General features: G+C 70.9%; 22 protein-coding genes. 13 read left to right on the forward strand and 9 right to left on the reverse strand.

Annotation, left to right across the window (positions count from 1 at the left end; genetic code table 11):
* Positions 1-72 precede the first annotated feature (72 nt).
* Positions 73-1,428 carry an MFS transporter gene (locus AC060K_RS09775; protein ID WP_483765249.1) on the reverse strand — a complete coding sequence of 452 codons (1,356 nt, stop codon included), beginning with the start codon at positions 1,426-1,428 and terminating at the stop codon, positions 73-75.
* 180 nt (positions 1,429-1,608) lie between these two features.
* Here AC060K_RS09775 and AC060K_RS09780 point away from each other — a divergent pair, with 180 nt between their 5' ends.
* Both AC060K_RS09780 and AC060K_RS09785 read left to right on the forward strand, forming a co-directional pair.
* Positions 1,609-2,727, forward strand: coding sequence for a DNA alkylation repair protein (locus AC060K_RS09780; RefSeq protein ID WP_483765250.1), 1,119 nt, complete (start codon positions 1,609-1,611; stop codon positions 2,725-2,727).
* A 2-nt stretch (positions 2,728-2,729) separates the two neighbouring features.
* On the forward strand, positions 2,730-3,398 hold the full coding sequence (locus AC060K_RS09785) for a class I SAM-dependent DNA methyltransferase (RefSeq protein WP_483765251.1): 669 nt from the start codon (positions 2,730-2,732) through the stop codon (positions 3,396-3,398).
* A gap of 108 nt (positions 3,399-3,506) precedes the next feature.
* On the opposite strand, the gene AC060K_RS09790 is transcribed toward AC060K_RS09785, so the two are convergent.
* Positions 3,507-3,917 carry a DUF6069 family protein gene (locus AC060K_RS09790; protein WP_483765252.1) on the reverse strand — a complete coding sequence of 137 codons (411 nt, stop codon included), beginning with the start codon at positions 3,915-3,917 and terminating at the stop codon, positions 3,507-3,509.
* 113 nt (positions 3,918-4,030) lie between these two features.
* Between AC060K_RS09790 and AC060K_RS09795 the strand changes: the two genes are divergently transcribed.
* The 4 genes from AC060K_RS09795 to AC060K_RS09810 are packed head-to-tail and all read left to right on the forward strand — an operon-like array spanning position 4,031 to position 7,418.
* On the forward strand, positions 4,031-4,996 hold the full coding sequence (locus AC060K_RS09795; RefSeq protein WP_483765253.1) for a prenyltransferase/squalene oxidase repeat-containing protein: 966 nt from the start codon (positions 4,031-4,033) through the stop codon (positions 4,994-4,996).
* A complete protein-coding gene (locus AC060K_RS09800; protein ID WP_483765254.1) occupies positions 4,993-5,364 on the forward strand; it encodes a MerR family transcriptional regulator in 372 nt (123 codons plus the stop codon). Before AC060K_RS09795 ends, AC060K_RS09800 begins: the two co-directional genes overlap by 4 nt.
* A 36-nt stretch (positions 5,365-5,400) precedes the next feature.
* Positions 5,401-6,402 carry a zinc-binding dehydrogenase gene (locus AC060K_RS09805; RefSeq protein WP_483765255.1) on the forward strand — a complete coding sequence of 334 codons (1,002 nt, stop codon included), beginning with the start codon at positions 5,401-5,403 and terminating at the stop codon, positions 6,400-6,402.
* A gap of 53 nt (positions 6,403-6,455) precedes the next feature.
* Positions 6,456-7,418 carry an ADP-ribosylglycohydrolase family protein gene (locus AC060K_RS09810; protein ID WP_483765256.1) on the forward strand — a complete coding sequence of 321 codons (963 nt, stop codon included), beginning with the start codon at positions 6,456-6,458 and terminating at the stop codon, positions 7,416-7,418.
* A 49-nt stretch (positions 7,419-7,467) separates the two neighbouring features.
* Here AC060K_RS09810 and AC060K_RS09815 read toward each other — a convergent pair whose 3' ends face one another.
* Both AC060K_RS09815 and AC060K_RS09820 read right to left on the reverse strand, forming a co-directional pair.
* Positions 7,468-7,758: a HigA family addiction module antitoxin gene (locus tag AC060K_RS09815; RefSeq protein WP_483765257.1), complete on the reverse strand. Its 291-nt coding sequence runs from the start codon at positions 7,756-7,758 to the stop codon at positions 7,468-7,470.
* Between the two features lie 14 nt (positions 7,759-7,772).
* Positions 7,773-8,054 carry a type II toxin-antitoxin system RelE/ParE family toxin gene (locus AC060K_RS09820; RefSeq protein ID WP_483765258.1) on the reverse strand — a complete coding sequence of 94 codons (282 nt, stop codon included), beginning with the start codon at positions 8,052-8,054 and terminating at the stop codon, positions 7,773-7,775.
* Positions 8,055-8,183: 129 nt separating this feature from the next.
* Here AC060K_RS09820 and AC060K_RS09825 point away from each other — a divergent pair, with 129 nt between their 5' ends.
* Positions 8,184-8,816, forward strand: coding sequence for a metallophosphoesterase (locus AC060K_RS09825; RefSeq protein WP_483765259.1), 633 nt, complete (start codon positions 8,184-8,186; stop codon positions 8,814-8,816).
* A gap of 45 nt (positions 8,817-8,861) precedes the next feature.
* On the opposite strand, the gene AC060K_RS09830 is transcribed toward AC060K_RS09825, so the two are convergent.
* The 4 genes from AC060K_RS09830 to AC060K_RS09845 all read right to left on the reverse strand — a co-directional run bounded on the left by AC060K_RS09830 (position 8,862) and on the right by AC060K_RS09845 (position 11,721).
* Complete coding sequence (locus AC060K_RS09830; RefSeq protein ID WP_483765260.1) at positions 8,862-9,209, reverse strand: cupin domain-containing protein; 348 nt, start codon at positions 9,207-9,209, stop codon at positions 8,862-8,864.
* A gap of 70 nt (positions 9,210-9,279) precedes the next feature.
* The gene (locus tag AC060K_RS09835; protein ID WP_483765261.1) at positions 9,280-10,455 is read right to left on the reverse strand and encodes an epoxide hydrolase family protein; all 1,176 of its coding nucleotides are present in this window, start codon (positions 10,453-10,455) and stop codon (positions 9,280-9,282) included.
* Between the two features lie 23 nt (positions 10,456-10,478).
* The gene (locus AC060K_RS09840; RefSeq protein ID WP_483765262.1) at positions 10,479-11,123 is read right to left on the reverse strand and encodes an HAD family hydrolase; all 645 of its coding nucleotides are present in this window, start codon (positions 11,121-11,123) and stop codon (positions 10,479-10,481) included.
* A gap of 121 nt (positions 11,124-11,244) precedes the next feature.
* Entirely contained in the window at positions 11,245-11,721 is a 477-nt protein-coding gene (locus AC060K_RS09845; protein WP_483765263.1) for a hypothetical protein, read from the reverse strand.
* A 233-nt stretch (positions 11,722-11,954) separates the two neighbouring features.
* On the opposite strand from AC060K_RS09845, the gene AC060K_RS09850 reads away from it, so the two are divergent.
* From AC060K_RS09850 to AC060K_RS09875, 6 genes are all read left to right on the forward strand, one after another.
* The gene (locus AC060K_RS09850; RefSeq protein ID WP_483765264.1) at positions 11,955-12,188 is read left to right on the forward strand and encodes a helix-turn-helix transcriptional regulator; all 234 of its coding nucleotides are present in this window, start codon (positions 11,955-11,957) and stop codon (positions 12,186-12,188) included.
* A gap of 6 nt (positions 12,189-12,194) precedes the next feature.
* Positions 12,195-13,382, forward strand: a complete 1,188-nt coding sequence (locus AC060K_RS09855) for a tyrosine-type recombinase/integrase (protein ID WP_483765265.1) — start codon at positions 12,195-12,197, stop codon at positions 13,380-13,382.
* A gap of 1,454 nt (positions 13,383-14,836) precedes the next feature.
* Positions 14,837-15,184 carry a hypothetical protein gene (locus AC060K_RS09860; RefSeq protein WP_483765266.1) on the forward strand — a complete coding sequence of 116 codons (348 nt, stop codon included), beginning with the start codon at positions 14,837-14,839 and terminating at the stop codon, positions 15,182-15,184.
* The gene (locus AC060K_RS09865) at positions 15,181-16,302 is read left to right on the forward strand and encodes an HAD family hydrolase (RefSeq protein WP_483765267.1); all 1,122 of its coding nucleotides are present in this window, start codon (positions 15,181-15,183) and stop codon (positions 16,300-16,302) included. The genes AC060K_RS09860 and AC060K_RS09865 overlap by 4 nt, the downstream gene beginning before the upstream one ends.
* Positions 16,303-16,474: 172 nt before the next feature.
* Complete coding sequence (locus AC060K_RS09870; protein WP_483765268.1) at positions 16,475-17,743, forward strand: helix-turn-helix transcriptional regulator; 1,269 nt, start codon at positions 16,475-16,477, stop codon at positions 17,741-17,743.
* A complete protein-coding gene (locus AC060K_RS09875) occupies positions 17,730-18,404 on the forward strand; it encodes a 2'-5' RNA ligase family protein (protein WP_483765269.1) in 675 nt (224 codons plus the stop codon). The genes AC060K_RS09870 and AC060K_RS09875 overlap by 14 nt, the downstream gene beginning before the upstream one ends.
* Positions 18,405-18,424: 20 nt before the next feature.
* Here AC060K_RS09875 and AC060K_RS09880 read toward each other — a convergent pair whose 3' ends face one another.
* A complete protein-coding gene (locus AC060K_RS09880; protein WP_483765270.1) occupies positions 18,425-18,958 on the reverse strand; it encodes a GNAT family N-acetyltransferase in 534 nt (177 codons plus the stop codon).
* Positions 18,959-18,978 lie beyond the last annotated feature (20 nt).

The following is an 18,978-nucleotide window of genomic DNA, read 5'->3' on the forward strand; positions in this document are numbered from 1 at the left end:
GGCCCCTGTTCGTGACAGGAGCGGGCTGTGATCTAGGTCCCAGGGCGTGGTCCGGGGCGCGCGACCGGCAGCTCAGGCCGCCAGGGCCAGGGACTCCTCTGCCGGGACCGGTCGCGTCCGGACCAGCCGGTGGCGCAGCAGCCCCGCGCCGATCGTCAGGACGACGACGAGCCCGCCCGCGACGAGGGCGCCCCGCACGCCGATCAGCTCCATGAGCAGGCCGAGCAGCGGCGGTCCCGCGAGGGCCCAGGCGGTGCTCGCGCTGCGCCAGACGCCGAGGACGCGTCCGCGCATCTCGGCGGGCGGGTCGGTCTGGAGCACGGTGGCGCCGGCCGTGTCCGAGAGCGACTCGACGATCGCCATGGGCGCGACGACGACCAGCAGGACCGCGAGGGTCGGCGTCAGCCCGGCGATCACCTGGAGCGTGGCGCCCACCGCCACCAGCAGTACCACGAGGCGCACCGACGGCCTGCGGAGGCGGCCCGCAAGGAACGCGCCGACGATCCCGCCGACGGCGAGCACGGTGGAGACCGCGGCGAAGTCCTGCGCGCTGCCGGCGAGCGCCCCGGTGACCAGGACGGTCAGGGTGAGGGTGTAGTTGCGGCCGAAGACCGAGCTCACCGCCGAGACGATCATCAGGGCGACGAGGCGCGGCCGGCCGAGGAAGAAGCGGACCCCCTCGCGCGCCTCGGACCGGGGCGCGGCGGCCTCCACCACCGCCGGGGGTGCGGCGACCGCCCGGGCGGCCGCGGCGTCGTCGGCCCTCGGGGTCTCGCGGTAGAGGCGCAGGAACGGCACCACGGCCGCGACGAGCAGGAACGAGACGCCGTTCACGAGGTACGCGGCGGCAGGGCCGGCCAGCGCGACGGCGCCACCGGCGAGGCCCACGCCGACAAGCCGCCCGGCGCTGTGCGTGACCGAGCCGAGCCCGATCGCAGAGGGGACGTCGTCGACGGGGACGAGGTCGTTGCCGAGGAGCGACGTGGCGGGACCGTCGATCGTGGAGATGATGCCCGTCACCGCGGACAGACCGAGGAGGAGCGGCAGGCTGAGGGCGTCGACCGCGACGAGCACCGCGGTCGCGACGGCGACGGCTCCGAGCGCCAGCTGGCTCACGGTGACCACCGTCTTGCGGGGCCACCGGTCCACGACCGCCCCGCCGAGGACGCCGAGGAGCAGGCCGGGCGCCGCCTGGACGGCGAGCGAGACACCGGCGAACGCGGGGGAGCCGGTCACCTGGAGCACGAGCAGGTTCTGGACCGTCATCTGCATCCAGGTGCCCGCGCTGGACACGAGGTTGGCGCCCGTCCACCAGCGCAGGGCGGGGTGGCGCAGGGCGCGCCACGGGGAACGGTTCGCGGAGGGGGTCGTGGGGGCGGCGGTCTTTCGCAGCGCGCGAAGGCGCGCGCCGAAGGCAGGGGGCAGCACAAGGACTCTCGAGCAGGAGGGGTGCCGCGGGGCGGTCGCACGCCGCGGCAGGCCCGCTATTCAATCAACCGCTTCCGGGTGCGCTCCACCTCCCGTGGCCGATCGTGACCAACCTCGCTGCTCGGCGCCGCCGCGCCTACAGTTCGGGGACAGACACCGGCGGACCGGACAGGAGCGGCCATGCCCTTTGCTGACGAGATCATCGGCGTGCCCACCGTGCGCGCGCTGGTCTCCGCTCTGGAGATCGCCGCGCCCCGTGCGCCCCTCGACAGGGTGCGAGCCGCCGAGAGCGTGCTCGCGCCGCTGTCGCTCCGCGAGCGCAGCGACCTCCTGCGGGACGCGCTCCTGGCGGACCTCCCAGGGGACTACCCGTCGTTCGCGGCGACCGTGCGTGCGGCGCGTGACGAGGCGCCGTCGTTCACCGGCTGGCTGATCTGGCCGGTAACGAGCGCTGTCGCGCGCAAGGCCGTGACCGACGGGAGCGCCGAGGCGTTCGACGACGCGCTCGCCCTGCTCGCCGAGCTGACCGGCCGTCTGACCTCGGAGTTTGCCCTGCGTCCGCTGCTCAACCACGACCTGGGGCGTGCGCTGCGGACGATCGTGGGCTGGACCGCCTCGGACAGCGCGGCCGTGCGCCGCCTCGCGTCGGAGGGCACCAGGCCGTTCCTGCCCTGGGCGGTGCAGGTTCCCGGGATCCTGGCGGAGCCGCGGTCGACGCTGCCGATCCTCGACGCGCTGTACCGCGACGCGAGCGAGGACGTCCGCCGGTCGGTGGCGAACCACCTGAACGACCTCAGCCGCCGGTCGCCGGACCTGGTCGTCGAGACGGCGGCGGCGTGGCTGGCGGAGCCGGGGGACGACGCCGACAGCACCACGCGGCTGGTGCGCCACGGGCTGCGGACCTTGGTGAAGCGGGGCCATCCGGGTGCGCTGGAGCTGCTCGGCTTCCGGCCCGCCCGGCTCGAGGTGACCGGGCCCGTGCTGGCGTCGCCGACGGTGGCCATCGGCGAGGCGCTCGCGTTCACGGCGTCGGTCCGGAACCAGGAGGCTGCGGCCACGCGGCTGGCGATCGACTACGTGGTGCACCACCGCAAGGCGAACGGCTCGTCGACGAGCAAGACCTTCAAGCTGGCGACTCGCGTCGTCGGCCCGGGGGAGAGCGTGGAGATCGCACGCGAGCACTCGTTCCGGGTGATCACCACGCGCCGGTACCACCCGGGGGAGCACGCCCTCGAGCTCCAGATCAACGGGGTCCGGTTCGGCCGGGTAGGGTTCACGGTGCTCGCGGCGGAGAGCTGATCGTGTCGGCAGCCGATCACGGGCGGAACGTCGCCGCCGACTACGACGCCAAGGCGGCGGCGTACATCGAGTTCATCGGTGGAGCCTTCCGCGCGGATCCGCTGAGCCGATCGTTGATCGACGTGTTCGCGGAGCTCGTCGCGGGCGCCGGGCGCCCGGTGGCCGACGTGGGATGCGGTCCGGGGCATGTCACTGCCTACCTGCGAGAGCGGGGGGCCGACGCGTTCGGCGTCGATCTGTCGCCTGCCTTCGTGGCGGAGGCTCGGCGGACGAACCCGGGGGTGCGGTTCGACGTCGGGGACATGGGGTCCCTCGACATGGCTGACGAGAGCTTGGCCGGTGTGCTGGCGAACTACTCGATCATCCACACGCCGCCGGACCGTCTCCCGTCGGTCGTCGCCGAGCTCTGCCGCGTCGTGGCTCCTGCCGGTCACCTGCTGCTCTCGTTCCAGGCGCTGGACACCTCCGAGCGTGAGGCCGAGGCCTTCGGCCACAAGGTGTCCCCGGCGTGGCGCTACTCGCCTGACCGGGTGGGTGGCCTGATCGCCGCGCACAGGTGTGCGGAGGTCGCACGGCTGGTCGTCGCGCCGGGCGAGGACCGCGTGCGTGGCTTCCCGCAGGCGCACCTTCTCTACCGGAAGGCCGGCGGGGGGCCCGGGGCGGGGCGCTGAGCCGCGGTGGCGGCCCCAGGGGCGGGCTCAAGCCCCAGGCCCAGGCCCAGCCCCAGGCCCAGGCGGGGCTCAGGCCCAGGCGGGGCTCAGGCCCGGGGCCGCCGGAGGTCAGCGGACCGGGTGGGCGATGCGGAACCAGGCGAGGCCGGACACGACGTGCATGGCGGAGAGGGTGAGGGCGGTCGCTGTGTCCGCGGCGGCTGCGAACGAGCCGCCGCAGGTGATGAGCGCGAAGGCGAGGCCGGCCCAGGCCGCGAAGGTGCGGAAGGCGGTCCAGCGGCGGCCGACCAGACCGACGACGACGCTCGCCAGGAGCAGCGGCACGACCGTGAAGAGGGCGACCTGGAGCGCGCCGACCAGTTCCGGCTGGCCGACGTTCATCGACGCGCCGGCGAACGGGCCGATCCAGAGGATGACCAGGTTCAGGGCGAGCGCGACGATCGTGACGACGGCGACGTGGGCGGGCGTGATCTGGCGCTTCGACGCGGCGCCCGGCATCGGGGACGTGGTCGTGGACATGCGTACCTCCTGGTTGTGAGCCCGGTGGGGCTTGGACCGCTTCGTGTGGCAGACAGTACCGTCGGGGTGGAGCCTGACCGGCCCGTGTCGGTGGCCGTCGCTACAGTCGGTCCATGGTCGACGAAGCGCTCGTGCCCTGGCTCCTGGACTCCGACCCCGCGCTGCGGTGGCAGGTCGAGCGGGATCTGCTGGTCGAGCCCGCTGAGGTGTGGGAGGCCACCCGGGCGCGCATCGCGACCGAGGGCTTCGGGGCGCAGCTCCTGGCGCTGCAGGACCCCGACGGACAGTGGGCGGGCGGCGCCTATTTTCCCGGCGACCTCGACGTCGAAAGTCAGGAGGCGGCTGAGGGGCAGCCCTGGACCGCGACGACCTGGTCGCTCAACGCGTTGCGCGAGTGGGGGCTCGACGGGGCGGTGCTCCGGGAGCGTCGCACGGCCGAGCTTCTCGCCGAGAACAGCCGGTGGGAGTACGACGACCTGCCGTACTGGGGCGGCGAGGTGGACTGCTGCATCAACGGGTACACGGTGGCGAACGGCGTCTGGCTCGGTGCCGACGTCGACGGGCTCGTCGAGTGGTTCCTGGCGCACCGGATGGCCGACGGCGGCTGGAACTGCGCCTGGGTCGAGGGCTCCACGCGGTCGTCGTTCCACTCGACCCTGAACTCGCTGAAGGGCCTCCTTGCCTACGACGTGGCCACCGGCGGGACGGACGAGACGCGCGAGGCGAGGCGCGGGGCCGAGGAGTACCTGCTGGAGCGCGGGCTGTTCCGCCGCCTGTCCACGGGCGAGCCGGTGGAGTACTGGGTCAACACGTACGTCTACCCGTTCCGCTGGTTCTACAGCGTGCTGAACGCCGCCGAGTACTTCCGCCAGGCGAGGCTGCACGACGGCGGACGCCCGGACCCCCGGATGGCCGACGCGATCGAGCTGATCCGCGCCGCCCGGCAGCCCGACGGCACGTGGATCCAGGAGCGTCGCCACCCCGGCCGTGCCTGGTTCGAGGTGGACGTGCCCCCGGGCGAGCGGTCGAAGTGGCTCACGCTGTACGGCACCAGGGCGCTGGACTGGTGGGACAGGTGAGGATCGGGGACGCGGCGAGGGTCAGCGGTGCGAGCGTCAGGTCGCTGCGCCTCTACGAGGACGAGGGCCTGATCGTGCCGGGCCGGTGCAGCAACGGGTACCGCGACTACTGCCCGTCGACCGTCGACCGCGTCCTCCTGATCCGTTCGCTGCTCGAGTCGGGGCTGCCGTTGCGCCTGATCAGGGAGGTGCTGCCGTACCTGGCGGAGACGGGGGCCGGGCCGGCCGGCCTCTGTTCCGACCTGGTGGCCGAGGTGCGGGCCTTCCGCGACCGGCTGGCGGGCCGGATCGCCGTCCTCAGCGCCCAGCACGACGCCCTCGACGCCTTCCTGCTGGAGGCCGACCGGTCAGACCCGTCAACGGCTTGACCTTGCCGCAAGCGGCACCCTTCTACGGTGCCGGGCATGGCAGCAGACAGCAGCGAGTCCATGCGTGCCCTGGTCCAGCGGTCCCACCGCGGGCCGGGCGACCTGGTCCTCACGTCCGACCAGGCGCGCCCGACACCGGGGCCCGGTGAGTACCTGGTCCGGGTCGGGGCGGCGGGAGTCAACTTCGCCGACGTCATGCGGTCGAGGGGTACCTACGGCGGTGGGCCGACGGCGCCCTACGTGGCGGGCTTCGAGGCGGCGGGGGAGATCGTCGCCGTCGGCCCCGGGGTCGACGAGCCGTTCCCCGTGGGCACGCACGTCGTCGGGACCGGTCCCGGCGCCTTCGCCGAGTACCTGGTGATGCCGGCTGCCGCGGCTCTGGAGGTCCCGTCGGGCTGGAGCGACGCGGCCGCCGTCGGCCTGGTGCTCAACGGGGCGACCGCGCTCGCCGCCCTTCGCCCGCTGGGCGGCGTCGTGGCGGGAGAGACGGTCCTGGTGCATGCCGCGGCGGGAGGCGTCGGGCAGGCGGCAGTCCGACTCGCCCGGCACTACGGCGCCCGGGTGGTCGCGGTGGCCTCGCCCGCCAAGCACGACGTCGTCCGGGCGCTCGGCGCCGACCACGTGGTCGACAGCACGCGGCCCGACCTTGCCGAGGAGGTCCGGCGCCTGACCGGCGGCGTCGACCTGGTCCTCGAGTCCGTGGGGCGCGCCACGTTCGCGGCAAGCCTGGCCGTGTCGAAGCCCTTCGTGGGCCGGGTCGTCGTGCTCGGAGCCGCCTCCGGCGACGCGACCCTGAGCACCCATGACCTGGTGTTCACCCATCCGGTGCAGGTCAAGGGGCTGCACCTCGGTGCGCTCGCGGCATCGGCCCCGTCGCTCTACCGCGGCGTGCTGGACGAGCTCGCGGAGCTCGTCGCGGCAGGGGTGTACCCGCCGGGGACTCCGCAGGTGCACCCGCTGGGTGACGGGCCTGCGGTGCTCCAGGAGCTCGGCGCGGGCCGCAGCTCCGGCAAGCACGCTCTCGACCCCTGGCGCTGACGGTCGCGGCGGCGGTCCGCGAGGTGTCCGGCGGTGTGTGCCAGGATGCGCGCATGGACCTTGACGCAGCCCAGCTCGACCGCGCCCGGGGTGCTCTCCTGGGCGCTGCCTGCGGCGACGCCCTCGGCGCGCCGTACGAGTTCGGGACCGCTCCGCTCGCCCCGGGGCAGCGCCCGGCGATGATCGGCGGGGGTCTCGGCGGCTTCGCACCCGGCGAGTGGACCGACGACACCGCGCAGACGTACGCCGTCGCCGAGGCGGCAGCCGCCCACCCGGACCTCCGTGCGGAGGCGGCGCTCGACCAGGTGGCCCATGGCTTCGGCCGATGGTTCGACGGCAACCCGCCCGACGTCGGGATCCAGACCCGTGCGGTGCTCGGCGAGGCCGGTTCGGGGGCCCGCGCGAGCGCCCTGACCGCTGTCGCCCAGGCCCTCCACGAGCGGACCGGCCGCACGGCCGGGAACGGCTCGCTCATGCGGACGTCGCCCGTGGCGCTGCGGCACCTGGACGATCCCGACGCGCTGGCCGAGGCAGCCCGGGCGGTCAGCGCCCTGACCCACGGCGACCCCTTGGCCCACGAGGCCTGCGTGCTCTGGTGCCTCGCGATCCGGCAGGCGGTGCTCACCGGCGAGCTGCCCGACCCGCGGGACGGGCTCGAGCGCCTGCCCGAGGACCGGCGTGCCTTCTGGCAGGGCCGGCTCGCGGAGGCGGAGGCCGGAGAGCCGACGTCGTTCCGTTTCCGTCCCAACGGCTTCGTCGTGACGGCCTTGCAGGCGGCGTGGTCGGCGATCCGGCACGCGCGAGGCGAGGGGCTCGTCGCGGGGATCGAGGCGGCGGTCCACGTCGGCGACGACACGGACACCGTCGCGTCGATCGCGGGAGCGCTGCTCGGGGCGGTGCATGGCGCGTCGTCGATCCCGGAGCGATGGATCGAGGACGTGCACGGCTGGCCGGGCGCCCGGGCGAAGGACCTGATGGAGCTGGCGGACCGGGCGGTGGGGCACACACCCAGGTAGTGCCGTCCGACGGACGGCACTACCTCCGCCTGGTCGGGATGGTTCGTGCCTACGCCGAGAGCGGCCGGATCTCCCGTAGCCGGTCTGACAGTGCGTCTCGCTGCACCTCCAGGTCGTAGTGACTCTGGAGGTTGATCCAGAACACCTCCGACGTCCCGAAGTACCGTGCAAGCCGGAGAGCTGTATCCGCAGTGATACGCCGCTGCCCGTGAACGATCTCGTTGATCCGCCGAGGCGGTACGCCGATGGCGACGGCCACACGGTGCTGCGTGAGCCCGAGCGGTCCGATGAAATCCTCCATGAGGACCTCTCCAGGGTGGATCGGGAGAACCTTGTCCATCCGACTCTCTCCTCCTAGTGGTAATCCACGATCTCTACGTGCTCGGGCCCTGCGTCGGTCCACGTGAAGCAGACTCGCCACTGATCGTTGATCCGGATGCTGTGCTGCCCGGACCGGTCGCCCTTGAGGGCCTCCAGTCGGTTCCCTGGTGGCACCCGAAGGTCCTCAAGGGATCCTGCGGCGTTGAGGATCACCAACTTGCGCAGTGCCGCTCGAAGGATCCTCGAGTCGTAAGACCTGACATGCTCTCGCCCCCAGAGCCGCTCGGTGTTGCGGTCGGCGAATGACCTGATCACCCACAACAGTATGACGTGTTGCGTTATTAACGCAAGACGTCATGCGTCCCTCGGTGCACTGACCGAAGTCGGGCCGGGCGTGAAACGGGCTTTTACCTCGGACCCGGCACCTGTTGAATACCCCCTGACATGACGACCTATTTCACGTCCGACCTGCACCTCGGGCACGCCAACATCATCCGGTTCTGCGACCGCCCGTTCGCCGGGGTCCCGCAGATGAACGCCCGCCTCGCGCAGCTCTGGAACGAGACGGTCACCGACGACGACACCGTCTGGGTGCTCGGCGACGTCGCCCTCGGCGCGCTGGACGAGTCCCTGGCCTGGATCGCACGGCTCGCCGGCCGCAAGGTGCTGGTCCCCGGCAACCACGACCGCTGCTGGGTGGGCGACCCCGTGATCCGCAAGGCCGCCGGGGAGGCGCGCCTGGCTCGGATCGCCGCGGCGAAGGAGAGGTACCTGGCCGCAGGTTTCGACGAGGTCCTCGACGAGCCGGTCCGGTTCGAGATCGCATGCAGTTCGGCCGCCGTCTCGCACTTCCCGTTCGAGGGCGACTCGCACGGCGCCGACCGCTACGTGGAGTACCGCCCCGTGGACGACGGCGGCTGGGTGATCCACGGGCACGTCCACACCACGTGGAGGCAGCGCGGCCGGCAGCTCAACGTCGGCGTCGACGCGTGGGGCGGTCGGCCCGTACCGACCCAGACCCTCGCCGCCCTGATCGAGGCCGGGCCTCAGGACCTGGCGCCGCTGCCCTGGACCTGAACGCCGACGGGCCACCGGGCCGCGGCCGGTCCGGCCTGACCGGGTTCAGCGCACCCTCGCCTCGACGTGCCGCGGGATGCTGGTGACCGTCGTGAGGAAGAACGCACAGTCCTCCAGCGCGAGGACCCCGTGGCGCTCGTGAGTCAGGGCACGCACCTCGCCCGGTCCCAGCTCCTCGTCGCCGTCCAGAGCCGTGACCCGGACACGGCCGCGCAGGACGAGGATCGACGCCGCAGGTGGCGCGTTGTGCTCACCCAGCTCCACGCCTGCCTTGAGGGCGAGGATGGACTGGCGCAGCGGTCCGTCGTGCAGGACCACCTCCGTGCTCCGCCCGTTGGGCGAGGCGAGCGCGGTGGTCAGGTGGGCGTCGGTCAGGAGGTCGATGTTCGTCATGTCCGCTCCGGTCGTCGTCCGTCATGGGCTCGGTCCTGCGAGGTTACGCCCGGACACCCTTCGCCGTCGGTCAGGCCGTCGCGTGCCGGAACGGGCGGAAGAACTCCCGCAGCTCCTCCGCGTAGAGCTCCGGCTCCTCGAACGCCGCGAAGTGCCCGCCGCGGGGCGGCTCCGTCGCACGGACCACGTTCGCGGTGCGCTCGAGCCACGCCCGCGGCGGCCGCACCACGTCGCCGCCGAAGATCGAGAACCCGGAGGGTGTCTCGACCCTTCGCATCAGCTGCTCGGGCGGGATCGCCGCGTTGGCGCTGTACATCCTCATCGAGGAGCCGATGGTCCCAGTCAGCCAGTAGATCGTCAGGTTGGTGAGGATCTCGTCCCGGGTGAACGACTCCAGGCCGTCACCGCTCCACGACTGCAGCTTCTCGACGATCCAGGCGGCGAGGCCGGCCGGCGAGTCGGTCAGCCCGAACGCCGCGGTCTGCGGCTTGGTGCGGTGGACGGCGCCGTAGGCGCCCTCCGTCGCGCCCCAGGTCGCGACGGCGTCGAACCACTCCCGTTCCTCGGGCGTGAGGTCCGCCAGGTCGCCGGAGTAGACGGGCAGGCCTGCGTCCGTGCGGTGGACGGCGACGACCCGCTCGGGGTGGTTCAGGGCGAGATACCGGCTGACGTGGCTGCCCAGGTCGCCGCCCGCCGCGCCGAACCGCTCATAGCCCAGCGTGGTCATCAGCTCGGCCCAGAGGTCCGCGACGGCCACGGAGTCGAGAGGCCGGGCGGGCGGGTCGGAGTAGCCGAAGCCCGGGAGGTCCGGGACGACGACGTCGAACGCGTCCGCAGGGTCGCCGCCGTGCGCACCGGGGTCGGTGAGCAGCGGGACCACCTTCGTGTAGCGCCAGAACGAGTCGGGCCAGCCATGGGTGAGGATCAGCGGGAAGGCCCGCCCCGGGCGGGTGGCCTGGGTGTCCGACGACGCCCGCCCGTGCACCACGTGGACGCGGAGGCCGCCGACCGTGACGCGGTAGCGGGGGAGCCGTGCGAGCGCCGCCTCCTGCGCGGGCCAGTCGAACTCCTCCGCCCAGTAGGTGACGAGGTCGCGGAGGGCGGAGAGGTCGGTGCCGAGCGACCACCCGGCGTCCTCCGGGGCGTCCGGCCACCGGGTCGCGCGGAGGCGTGCACGCAGGTCGTCGAGCGCTGCTGGCTCGGTCTGCTGGAGGAACGGTTCGATGCGGGACGGCGCGTCGGACATGACGCCACCCTACCCACGCGCGCTCAGGACGCGAGGAGGTCCGGCAGCTCCGTCAGCGAGTCGATCAGGGTCGCCCGGGCAGCGTCGGGCCGCTCCGCGTGGAGGTAGCCCCACGGACCGCGGCGGACGAGCACGGGCCGCATCCCGGCGTCGGCGGCGGGCAGCACGTCGTTGTCGAGACGGTCGCCCACGTAGGCGATCTCGGCGGGGTCGAGCCCGGCGAGCTCGGCGACCTTCGCGAAGAACGCCGGGTCCGGCTTCTGCACGCCCCACTCGTCGGACGTGCGGATCGCGTCCACGGGCAGGTCCATCGCCTCCAGCGCGGCCCGCGCCTCGGGCGGCTGGTTGCCGGCGACGACGACGCCGAAGCCCGCCTCCCGCAGCGCGGCCAGCGCCGGGCGCACGTCGGGGTAGAGGTCGTCGGCGTCGAACCCGGTGCGCAGGCCGTGCGGGTCGTCCAGCGCCCACCGCGCCATCTCGGCGTCCAGGTCGATGCCCGGGCGGATGATCTCGAACGCCTCGCGGTGCGACCGGTCCAGCGCCGCGCACCCGCCGAGCACCCCGAGGAACGTGAGGGCGGGGACGCCCAGCCGGTCGGCCCACCGGACCCAGATCCGGGTCTCGTCGATCAGCGTCTCACCGACGTCGAACACCACAGCTCGCACCATGCGCACACCCTAACCGGGGCTCCGGCGGCGGCCGGTCCGCTTCGAGAACGTCATCAGGTGGTGCCTCGATCCAGGAAGCACTACCCGATGACGTTCTCGAAGCGGACCCAGAGGCGGCAACCTAGCCGGCGGGCAGGTGCGCCGCGGGCTCGCCCGGCAGAGCAGGCGTGGTCCGCACGGAGGCCCGCGATCCTTCCGCGCCCTCGACGATGACCACCAGGGTGTCCCGGCCGAGGCGGGCCGCCGCGCCGCGGATCTCCCCGAGGGGCGTAGCCAGGGGAGGGAGGCGGACCCCAGGAACGGCGCGGCCGTCCACCTCGACGACCGAGTCGGCCTCTTCCGGTACCGCGGCGCGTCCCGGCAGGCTCCGCATCTCGGTCTTGGACCAGCCGGCGACCATGGCCCGGCCGAGCAGCTCGCCGAACACCTCGCCGGCAAGGAGGTCGCCGAGGCCCTCGGTCTCGCGGGAGGTCCGGGTGCGTACGCTCAGGCCCTCCGGTCCCGTCCAGCGCTGGATGCTCGCGGGTACGGAGCCTGGCTGGTCGTCCGTGGTCCAGGTGTACTCGGCGCGTTCCAGCAGCACGCCATCCAGCGACACCGCCGACACCACCAGCGGCAGAGGGTCGCTGGTTCGAATCCAGTCAGCCCGACACGTCTGGCCTGGTGAGCCTCTGGTTCGCCAGGCCAGAACGGACCCGAGATTTGAACTCCCCGACAGAAACCCGACACTTTGGTGTCCTGGAGACCCGCCCGGCGACATGGTTCGCAGAGCGTGACGGTCGTCTCCGATCGTTGCCCATTCCTCAGGTGTTCCGCGCTCACCTGACGGCCATGGAGACACAGCAGACGCCCGAGCGGGGGCTGGACCCGCTGCTGAGCATCGACGAGCTCGCGGACTATCTCGGTCTGCCGGTTCGCACGATCTACGCCTGGCGCACCGAGGGCAAGGGCCCTCGCGGTGTGCTTCTGGGCAAGCACGTGAAGTTCTACGCCTCGGACGTCCAGGCGTGGCTCGCCGGACGGCGCGAGACGTCGCCTGGACACGGCATCACCGAGGGGCGGTGAGCGGCGATGGCACGGCCCCGTACCCCCATCGGAACGTTCGGTGAGATCAACTTCTCCTCCGAGACGACCACCACGGTCACCGCATACACCCGATTCCGTGACTACGACGGCCGGCTGCGCCCGGTTCAGGCCACGGCAAGCACGGAGAAGAAGGCTGAGCACAAGCTTAAGGCGGTCTGTGCACGGCGCAGCCGGATCGCCTTCAGCTCGACCGAGTTGAGCGGTGACAGCACGTTCACACGACTGGTAGAGATCTGGCTCGAAGACCTTGACCTCCAAGACCTCGCGTTCAGCACCCGCGAGCTGTATGCGCGCGACATGCGCACGCTAGTCGTGCCCGCCTTCAAGGACTACACGTTGCGCGAGATCTCGATCATGATGGTCGACCGCTTCCTCAAGAAGCTGGCAAAGGAGAGCCTGTCGAAGGCTCAGCACGCCAAGGTCGTGCTCAACCTCGCCCTGGGCCTCGCCGTCCGGTACGAGGCGATCGAGCGCAACCCGGTTCGCAGCGTGCAGCGGCTCCGGAAGCCCAAGAAGGCGGTCAACGCCCTGACGATCGAGGAACTCGAAGCGGTACGAGCAGCCGTCCGGGCATGGTCCGCTGCCAAGCGCCCGGGGCCAAAGCCAGACGGTCAGGTCGAGGCGGTCATCGAGGTCATGATCGGCACCTCCGGTCGCATCGGCGAAGCGCTGGCAATCCGCCGGCGCGACATCGACGACACGGGCAAGCGGATGACCGTTCATCTGGACGGGACCATCATCACGCCGATGAGTCGGCCGCAGTTCCGGCAGGACCATCCGAAGACCTCGGAGTCGAGCCGAAAGGTGACGGTCCCGGGTTTCACGGCGGACGTCATCCGCAAGCGGCTGGCCGAGGTGCCCGCGGATCCGGAGCAGTTGATCTTCTTCTCTCGCAACGGCACCCCGCTCTCGGGGAACAACGTGCGGCGTACTTTGCGAGCCGCGCTCAAGGAGGCGGGGCTCGACCGGGTGACGCCTCACGCGTTCCGGCGGACCGTCGCCACCACGCTCGAGAAGGAAGCGGGCGCAGAGCTCGCGGCAGAGATGCTCGGTCACACGTCGACCGTGATCACCAAGAAGCATTACATCGCCCGGGCTGATGCCGTGAACGAGGCGACAGCCGAGATCCTGGAGTCGCTCGCGCCAAGAGCGGTGCCTGACACAGCTGCGTGACGTAGCGGAGGAGGGCGGGATCGCGGACGCCGGCGACGGTGATGTCCCGTGCGAGGTATCTCCAGCCGGAACTGGTCGGCGCTAGTGGTGAAGATCCGGTCGGCACACTGACGTGTGCGCGATTGGCGCCGGAGCGTTTGCGCAGGTCGTACGGTCCCGCCAAATCGGCGGGACCGTACTTGTGCGGTTTGTTCCTCGGGTCCGTCGAGGGCGCGATGCGGATCGTTTCCGGAACTCGGGTCGGTCGGCGGTTGTCTTGGTGCGGTGGCCGATGCCCGATATCGACACCCGGGCTCACGAATTTCGGCGCTGGGCCTGGAACGTCTGCCCAGGTCATATGGTTCTGCCAATTTGGCAGAACCATAATTGTCCGGTTTGTTCTCCAGAGCCGGAACGGGCCTGTGGCACGTCGCTCGTTCGGTAGAACCCCAGGTCACGCGGTGGTGCCAAATTGGCACCACCGCAGCTGTCCGGATTAGCCCTGAGGCTGGTGGCGGCCCAGCTGTGACCACGCGGCATGTCGGAGCGAACCCGCAGGTCGCACGGTGGTGGCAAATTGCCACCACCGCGGATGTCCGAGTTAGCCCGCATACATCTGCACCTACCTGCCTCATGCTTGCGATTGTGCACGCCACCTGTACCCGTCGAGGTACTAGTTGACGTCCCCCAAGCAGCCCTTTCAGGCACGTTCCAGGTGGGGGACATGGCGGTGAACAGGGCGAACGTATGTCCCCCAACTCGTGAGAATTGCTCAGAGGCGGAACGTGGGAATCGGAGCGCGTTCGTGCACGGGCGCCCGACGGCGGCTGGACCAGCTTGCTCCGTCCACAGGCCTCCGCCGGGCGGCCTGCCCGCGCGTACGGATCCATACGTCGATGGTGACGAACGAGCGCACGCTCTGCGCACACCAAGATGGCCGCACACCAGGGTGTGCAGCCATATCTGTGCAGGTCAGAGTGCGCACACCACTTCGTCGTGTCTCTCCGCCACGGAGCTTCCGCAGTGGGCATCGGGCTACACCCTCGAGGTGCCACGAGGCCCGCGAAGCCCACACCGACGAAGGCCGAGCCCTGGCCCTCGTCGGTGGGCCCGCCGCGTCGGCCCGACTGTGGAGGTGTGGAAGCCCCCCGGGCTGTAAGCGCACCGCCTTCCGGCTCAAAGAGGGGCGAGAAGTCCTATCCGGCTGCGCGGTGCATGCCGGTGCGACAAGGGTGCGTCATGGCCGCGTCTGCCGTGCGCTACAGATGAGTTGGTGTTCCGGGTTCGATGGGAAAGGTACGAGGGTCCGTGCTCCAGCGGGCTCGCACCAGACCCGGAGCGTGAACCATGCAGGCCAAGACCAGACCCCCAGTTAATGAGTCGTTGCGCGACATGTTCGTCGCCCTCATCGAGACCTGGTCCGGGGCCGTTGCCGGGCTGGAGTGCCACGTCCGTTCACGGGCTGGAGCTGCCCGATGACCGGGCCGCGTCCGGTCGCTCTCGGATACGTTGCGGCACCTACCGCCGCTGAGATCGACCGGCAGCGCCACAAGGTCATCTCGTATACGGCGACGGAGGGCCTGGCGCTCGCGAATGTCCTCGACGACACGCGTGACGGGCTCACGATCAGCCAGGTTTCCGAGGCTGCCCGTAGCCATGGCGCGGACGTCGTCGTGATCCCGGCCGAAGCGAGGCTTGCCGAGGCATACACCCGACTGGCCTACGAACTGGAGCGGCACGGCATGCGCTGCATCCTGCTGGGAGATCCGCATCCGGTAACTCACCACGGACGTGTCCTGGTCGGCCTCGGGAGCCGGTCGTGATCGCCGTCGGCAGCCGCGCCCGGCTGCTCGTCGCACTGGATATCGACGGGACCATCATGTCGTCCGATGGCACCATCGCTACCCCTGTCTTTCGTTCGATCGGGCTAGTACGCGCGGCGGGACATCAGGTCGTGCTCGCGACAGGGCGGTCACTGGCCGGTGCTCTGCTGCTGATCGAGCGCCTCGGTCTGACTGATGGGTACGTCGTCTGCTCGAACGGAGGCCTGACGATCCGTCTAGACCCTGGCGCGCCGGGCGGTTACCGGTTCGCACGAAGCGAGCTGTTCGACGCGACCGCTGTGATCCGTCGCATCCTGGAACTGGAGCCAGCGGCACGGGTCGCGGTCGAGGAGCCAGGGTGGGGCTGGCGAGTAAACACGCTGTTCGAGCCGGGGCAAGTCAACGGTGAACAGAAGACCGCATCAGTCGCGGACCTGTGCTCCAGCCCGGCAACGCGCGTGGCGTTGGCCGCACCAGGGCTGCGACGGCATCTGGACGCGCTGCGAGAAACCGGGGTCACGGTGACTCCGGCAGGGGAGTCTTGGCTGGACGTGACCGGGCCGGAGGTCACGAAGGCGAGTGCGCTCGAAGCCCTGCGGGAGAGGCTCGACATCCCGCCGGAGGCGACAGTCGCAGTCGGTGACTCTGAGAACGACCTTGACGCCATCGTCTGGGCAGGGCGTGGGATCAGCATGGGTCACGCGCCTTCGGCGGTACGCGCCGCTGCCGACGAGGTCACCGGGACCATCGACGAGCACGGAGCGGCGACGGCACTCGACTCGCTGCTCCCAGACATCGACACGACGCCCCTACCCGACCTGGCCGCCCAGCTTGCGGTCGCTGTCGAGTCCGCACCGGGTGTGGCCAAACTGCGCTGCTGGTACGGGCCCGGGGCTGACCTCGCCGGAGCCGAGATCCATTCCGCCGTTGCGCGAGCCTGGGTACGCCACGCCCCGATTCCCGCCGCTGACGCCGGCACGATGCTAGCCATGACCGACGCCGCCGATCAGGCCGGGCTCGGGTACCCGACCACGGACCTGGGTCTTCGGGCTCGATGGACCAGGATCGAGGCCGGCGACGGACCGCCCCTTTATGAGCTGCCGCTCTGGGGGCGATGAACTCGCATCCAGACGCCCAGATACCCCGCCCGGCGGGAAGCGCTGGCCGGGACCGTTTCGCTGACCCGTCCCGGTCAGCGCCATGTACCGGGCATCTCCGCCAAGAAAGGCGACAACCTAGGTACGATCGTGACCCAGGTCACCAGGCCGCACGATCGGGAGGGGAAACCGCGTGCGCACTCCACGGACCGGGCTGGCCGAGCGCCGCCGATTGCAGGGCTTGAGTCAGGAAGCGCTCGCTGAGCGCCTCGGCGTGGCGCGCACGACGGTCACACGCTGGGAGGCGGGTGAAGTCGAACCGCTCGCCTGGGTGCGGCCCGCGCTAGCCAACGCGCTCTCGGTGACTCTCGATGATCTTGCCGCGCTCCTGACGCCCCCTGTCTTCGGGACGGACGTCACCCATCGCCAGCTGTCGGCGCCTGACCAGGGCTCGGCATACCCGCCGTATCCGCTCGACGACAGTGAGCTGCTCGACGTCGCCGAGCGTCGGTCCTGGCTCGCCTCGTTGGACGTGAGCACAGCGAAGATCGACTACCTGGCACCCGCCGTCGAGTGGATCATCGACCAGGACGAACGCATCCCGGCCGTTGACCTCCAGGCCAGAGCGCGTGACCTGCGGTCCTATCTCCATCCGTTGTTGGAGGCCCCACAGCGACCGGGCACTGCGATGCGCCTGTTTGCGGTCGCGGCCCACCTGTCGGGCGCGCAGGCCGCGCTCAGCCTCGACCTGGGGCGTCTTCCTTCCGCCCGCGCGCACGCGGCCGAGGCCTTCGAGCTCGCAGAGGCCACGGGAGACCCGGACCTCATGGCCTGGGCGCGCGCCGCGCAGAGCCTCGTCGAGTACTACGCAGGCCGCTACCCCGATGCACTCGCCCTGGCCAGCGATGGCCTCGCCCGCTCTCCCCGAGGACCGCACGCGGTTCGCTTGTCAGTCAACGGCCGAGCCCGCGCACTGGCCCGGATGGGTGACCGCGCCGGTGTTGACCACGCCGTTGGTCACGCCTGGACCGTCCGCAGCGAACATCCCGACCCGGAGGTAGCTCTCACTGCGAGCCTGACTACGGTCGTCTACTGCGAGCCCCGCGCCGCAGGCAACGCCGCCACCGCTTACCTCGCTCTTGGGGACACCGCGCGCGTCGAGCAGTATGCGAATCTCGCACTGGACACATTTGACGCTGAAGGCTTTGCTGGGCCGCAGGCCATGACGCGAATCGATGTCGCTACAGCACTCCTGAACCCGGCCGGCGGTGACGTCGAACGTGCTGCGAGCCTGGTTGCCGATGCGTTCCGGATCGGTGGGGCTGCCTTGTTCCCGGTGCGGCAGCGTGTGGCGGAGTTCGTCGAAGTCGCGGCGCCGTGGGAGGCTCTGCCCGCGATCCGCGATGTCCGAGAACTCGTCTCTGGACGGACCACCTTGGAGGGTATGGATGCCGACACCTGAGTTGGACAGCTTCACTGCTCGCTGGGACGAGTTCGGTCGGCTGGAGCGGCTGGTCGACCACTGGTGGTGGCGGCCCGGATGGGCTGTCGGCCGATCGTTCTACACGTGGCACCTCACGTTCGACGACACCTCGGCAGCGCCGCTGCACGATCTCGTCGACCGTCTCCACGACGGGCTTGCCGGCGTCGACGGACTCGACCTCATACCGCAAAGGTGGCTGCACCTGACGATGCAGGGGCTCGGCTTCACCGACGAGGTCTCCGACGCCGACGTGGACGCCATCACACGTGCCGCGACCAAGCACCTGGCCACCGTCCCCGCCTTCGACCTGACACTTGGTCCGATCGAAGCCGATGACGAGGCGACCGGCCTGCTCGTCCGCCCTTGGGCAGCCGTGACGGAGGTTCGTGACGGCATCCGCCGAGCTATCGCAGAGGTCTGGGACGAGGTCCCCGAGGACCCCCAGTTCCACCCGCACGTCTCGATCGCCTACAGCAACGCCGACGTCCCGCCCGGCCCCGTCCGCGAGCGCGTCGCAGCATTGCGCGAGACCGAGCCCGTAACCATCCCGATCGCTGCCGCCCAGCTCATCCGCCTCAACCGCGACAACCAGATGTATGAATGGGAGACGGTCGCCGACGTACCGCTCGGGCGCGGTTGATCTATGGGTAGTGGCGGCGATCAGCTCGCTGCTGGCACGTTCGCGGTCTCGGTGAGGGTGACGTCGCCGCGTAACTGTGCGCGGTGCTGGAACATGTGCAGGGTGCGGGTCTTACGTTGGGTCGTGCGCACCAGGGTGTAGCCCTGCTCGCGGTAGAGGTTCGCCAGACCGTCGAAGTAGCACCCGCGGCGCACCCAGTCGAGGCCACGTCGTGCGGCGTGGTCGAGGGCCCACCAGGCGATCTGGGTGCCGACCCGGTGCTCCCGCCAGTCCGGGTGGGTCGCCGTGGTGAACAGATATAGGGCTGGTTGTGCGGCCTCGTCGGCTGTCCACTCCGGCGGAGCCTGGTCCTGCAAGGTGGTCGTCCCGATGATCTCCTGGTCGGCCTGCACGACCCACATCCCTCCTCCGTCCTCGCCGGCCAGGTTGGCGACCGACTCACCAGCGTCGCGCCAGCTCTCCAGTCCTCGCTGTTCGAGCCAGTCCGAGCGGGCCAGGATGAGGTCCCGCACTCCTGGGCGGTCGGCTGTGGTGCTGGGTCGGATCGTGAACACGGTCGGGACTCCTTGCAGTG

The organism is Antribacter sp. NEAU-D49, assembly GCF_057158775.1.

What these genes read in the sequence shown, in the direction of transcription:
- AC060K_RS09810 (WP_483765256.1), top strand. Translation starts at nt 6,456, where the DNA reads ATGGACCTTGACGCAGCCCAGCTCGACCGCGCCCGGGGTGCTCTCCTG.
- AC060K_RS09830 (WP_483765260.1), bottom strand. Translation starts at nt 9,209, where the DNA reads ATGACGAACATCGACCTCCTGACCGACGCCCACCTGACCACCGCGCTC.
- AC060K_RS09855 (WP_483765265.1), top strand. Translation starts at nt 12,195, where the DNA reads ATGGCACGGCCCCGTACCCCCATCGGAACGTTCGGTGAGATCAACTTC.
- AC060K_RS09840 (WP_483765262.1), bottom strand. Translation starts at nt 11,123, where the DNA reads ATGGTGCGAGCTGTGGTGTTCGACGTCGGTGAGACGCTGATCGACGAG.
- AC060K_RS09835 (WP_483765261.1), bottom strand. Translation starts at nt 10,455, where the DNA reads ATGTCCGACGCGCCGTCCCGCATCGAACCGTTCCTCCAGCAGACCGAG.
- AC060K_RS09875 (WP_483765269.1), top strand. Translation starts at nt 17,730, where the DNA reads ATGCCGACACCTGAGTTGGACAGCTTCACTGCTCGCTGGGACGAGTTC.
- AC060K_RS09815 (WP_483765257.1), bottom strand. Translation starts at nt 7,758, where the DNA reads ATGGACAAGGTTCTCCCGATCCACCCTGGAGAGGTCCTCATGGAGGAT.
- AC060K_RS09790 (WP_483765252.1), bottom strand. Translation starts at nt 3,917, where the DNA reads ATGTCCACGACCACGTCCCCGATGCCGGGCGCCGCGTCGAAGCGCCAG.
- AC060K_RS09780 (WP_483765250.1), top strand. Translation starts at nt 1,609, where the DNA reads ATGCCCTTTGCTGACGAGATCATCGGCGTGCCCACCGTGCGCGCGCTG.
- AC060K_RS09825 (WP_483765259.1), top strand. Translation starts at nt 8,184, where the DNA reads ATGACGACCTATTTCACGTCCGACCTGCACCTCGGGCACGCCAACATC.
- AC060K_RS09805 (WP_483765255.1), top strand. Translation starts at nt 5,401, where the DNA reads ATGGCAGCAGACAGCAGCGAGTCCATGCGTGCCCTGGTCCAGCGGTCC.
- AC060K_RS09850 (WP_483765264.1), top strand. Translation starts at nt 11,955, where the DNA reads ATGGAGACACAGCAGACGCCCGAGCGGGGGCTGGACCCGCTGCTGAGC.
- AC060K_RS09795 (WP_483765253.1), top strand. Translation starts at nt 4,031, where the DNA reads ATGGTCGACGAAGCGCTCGTGCCCTGGCTCCTGGACTCCGACCCCGCG.
- AC060K_RS09860 (WP_483765266.1), top strand. Translation starts at nt 14,837, where the DNA reads ATGACCGGGCCGCGTCCGGTCGCTCTCGGATACGTTGCGGCACCTACC.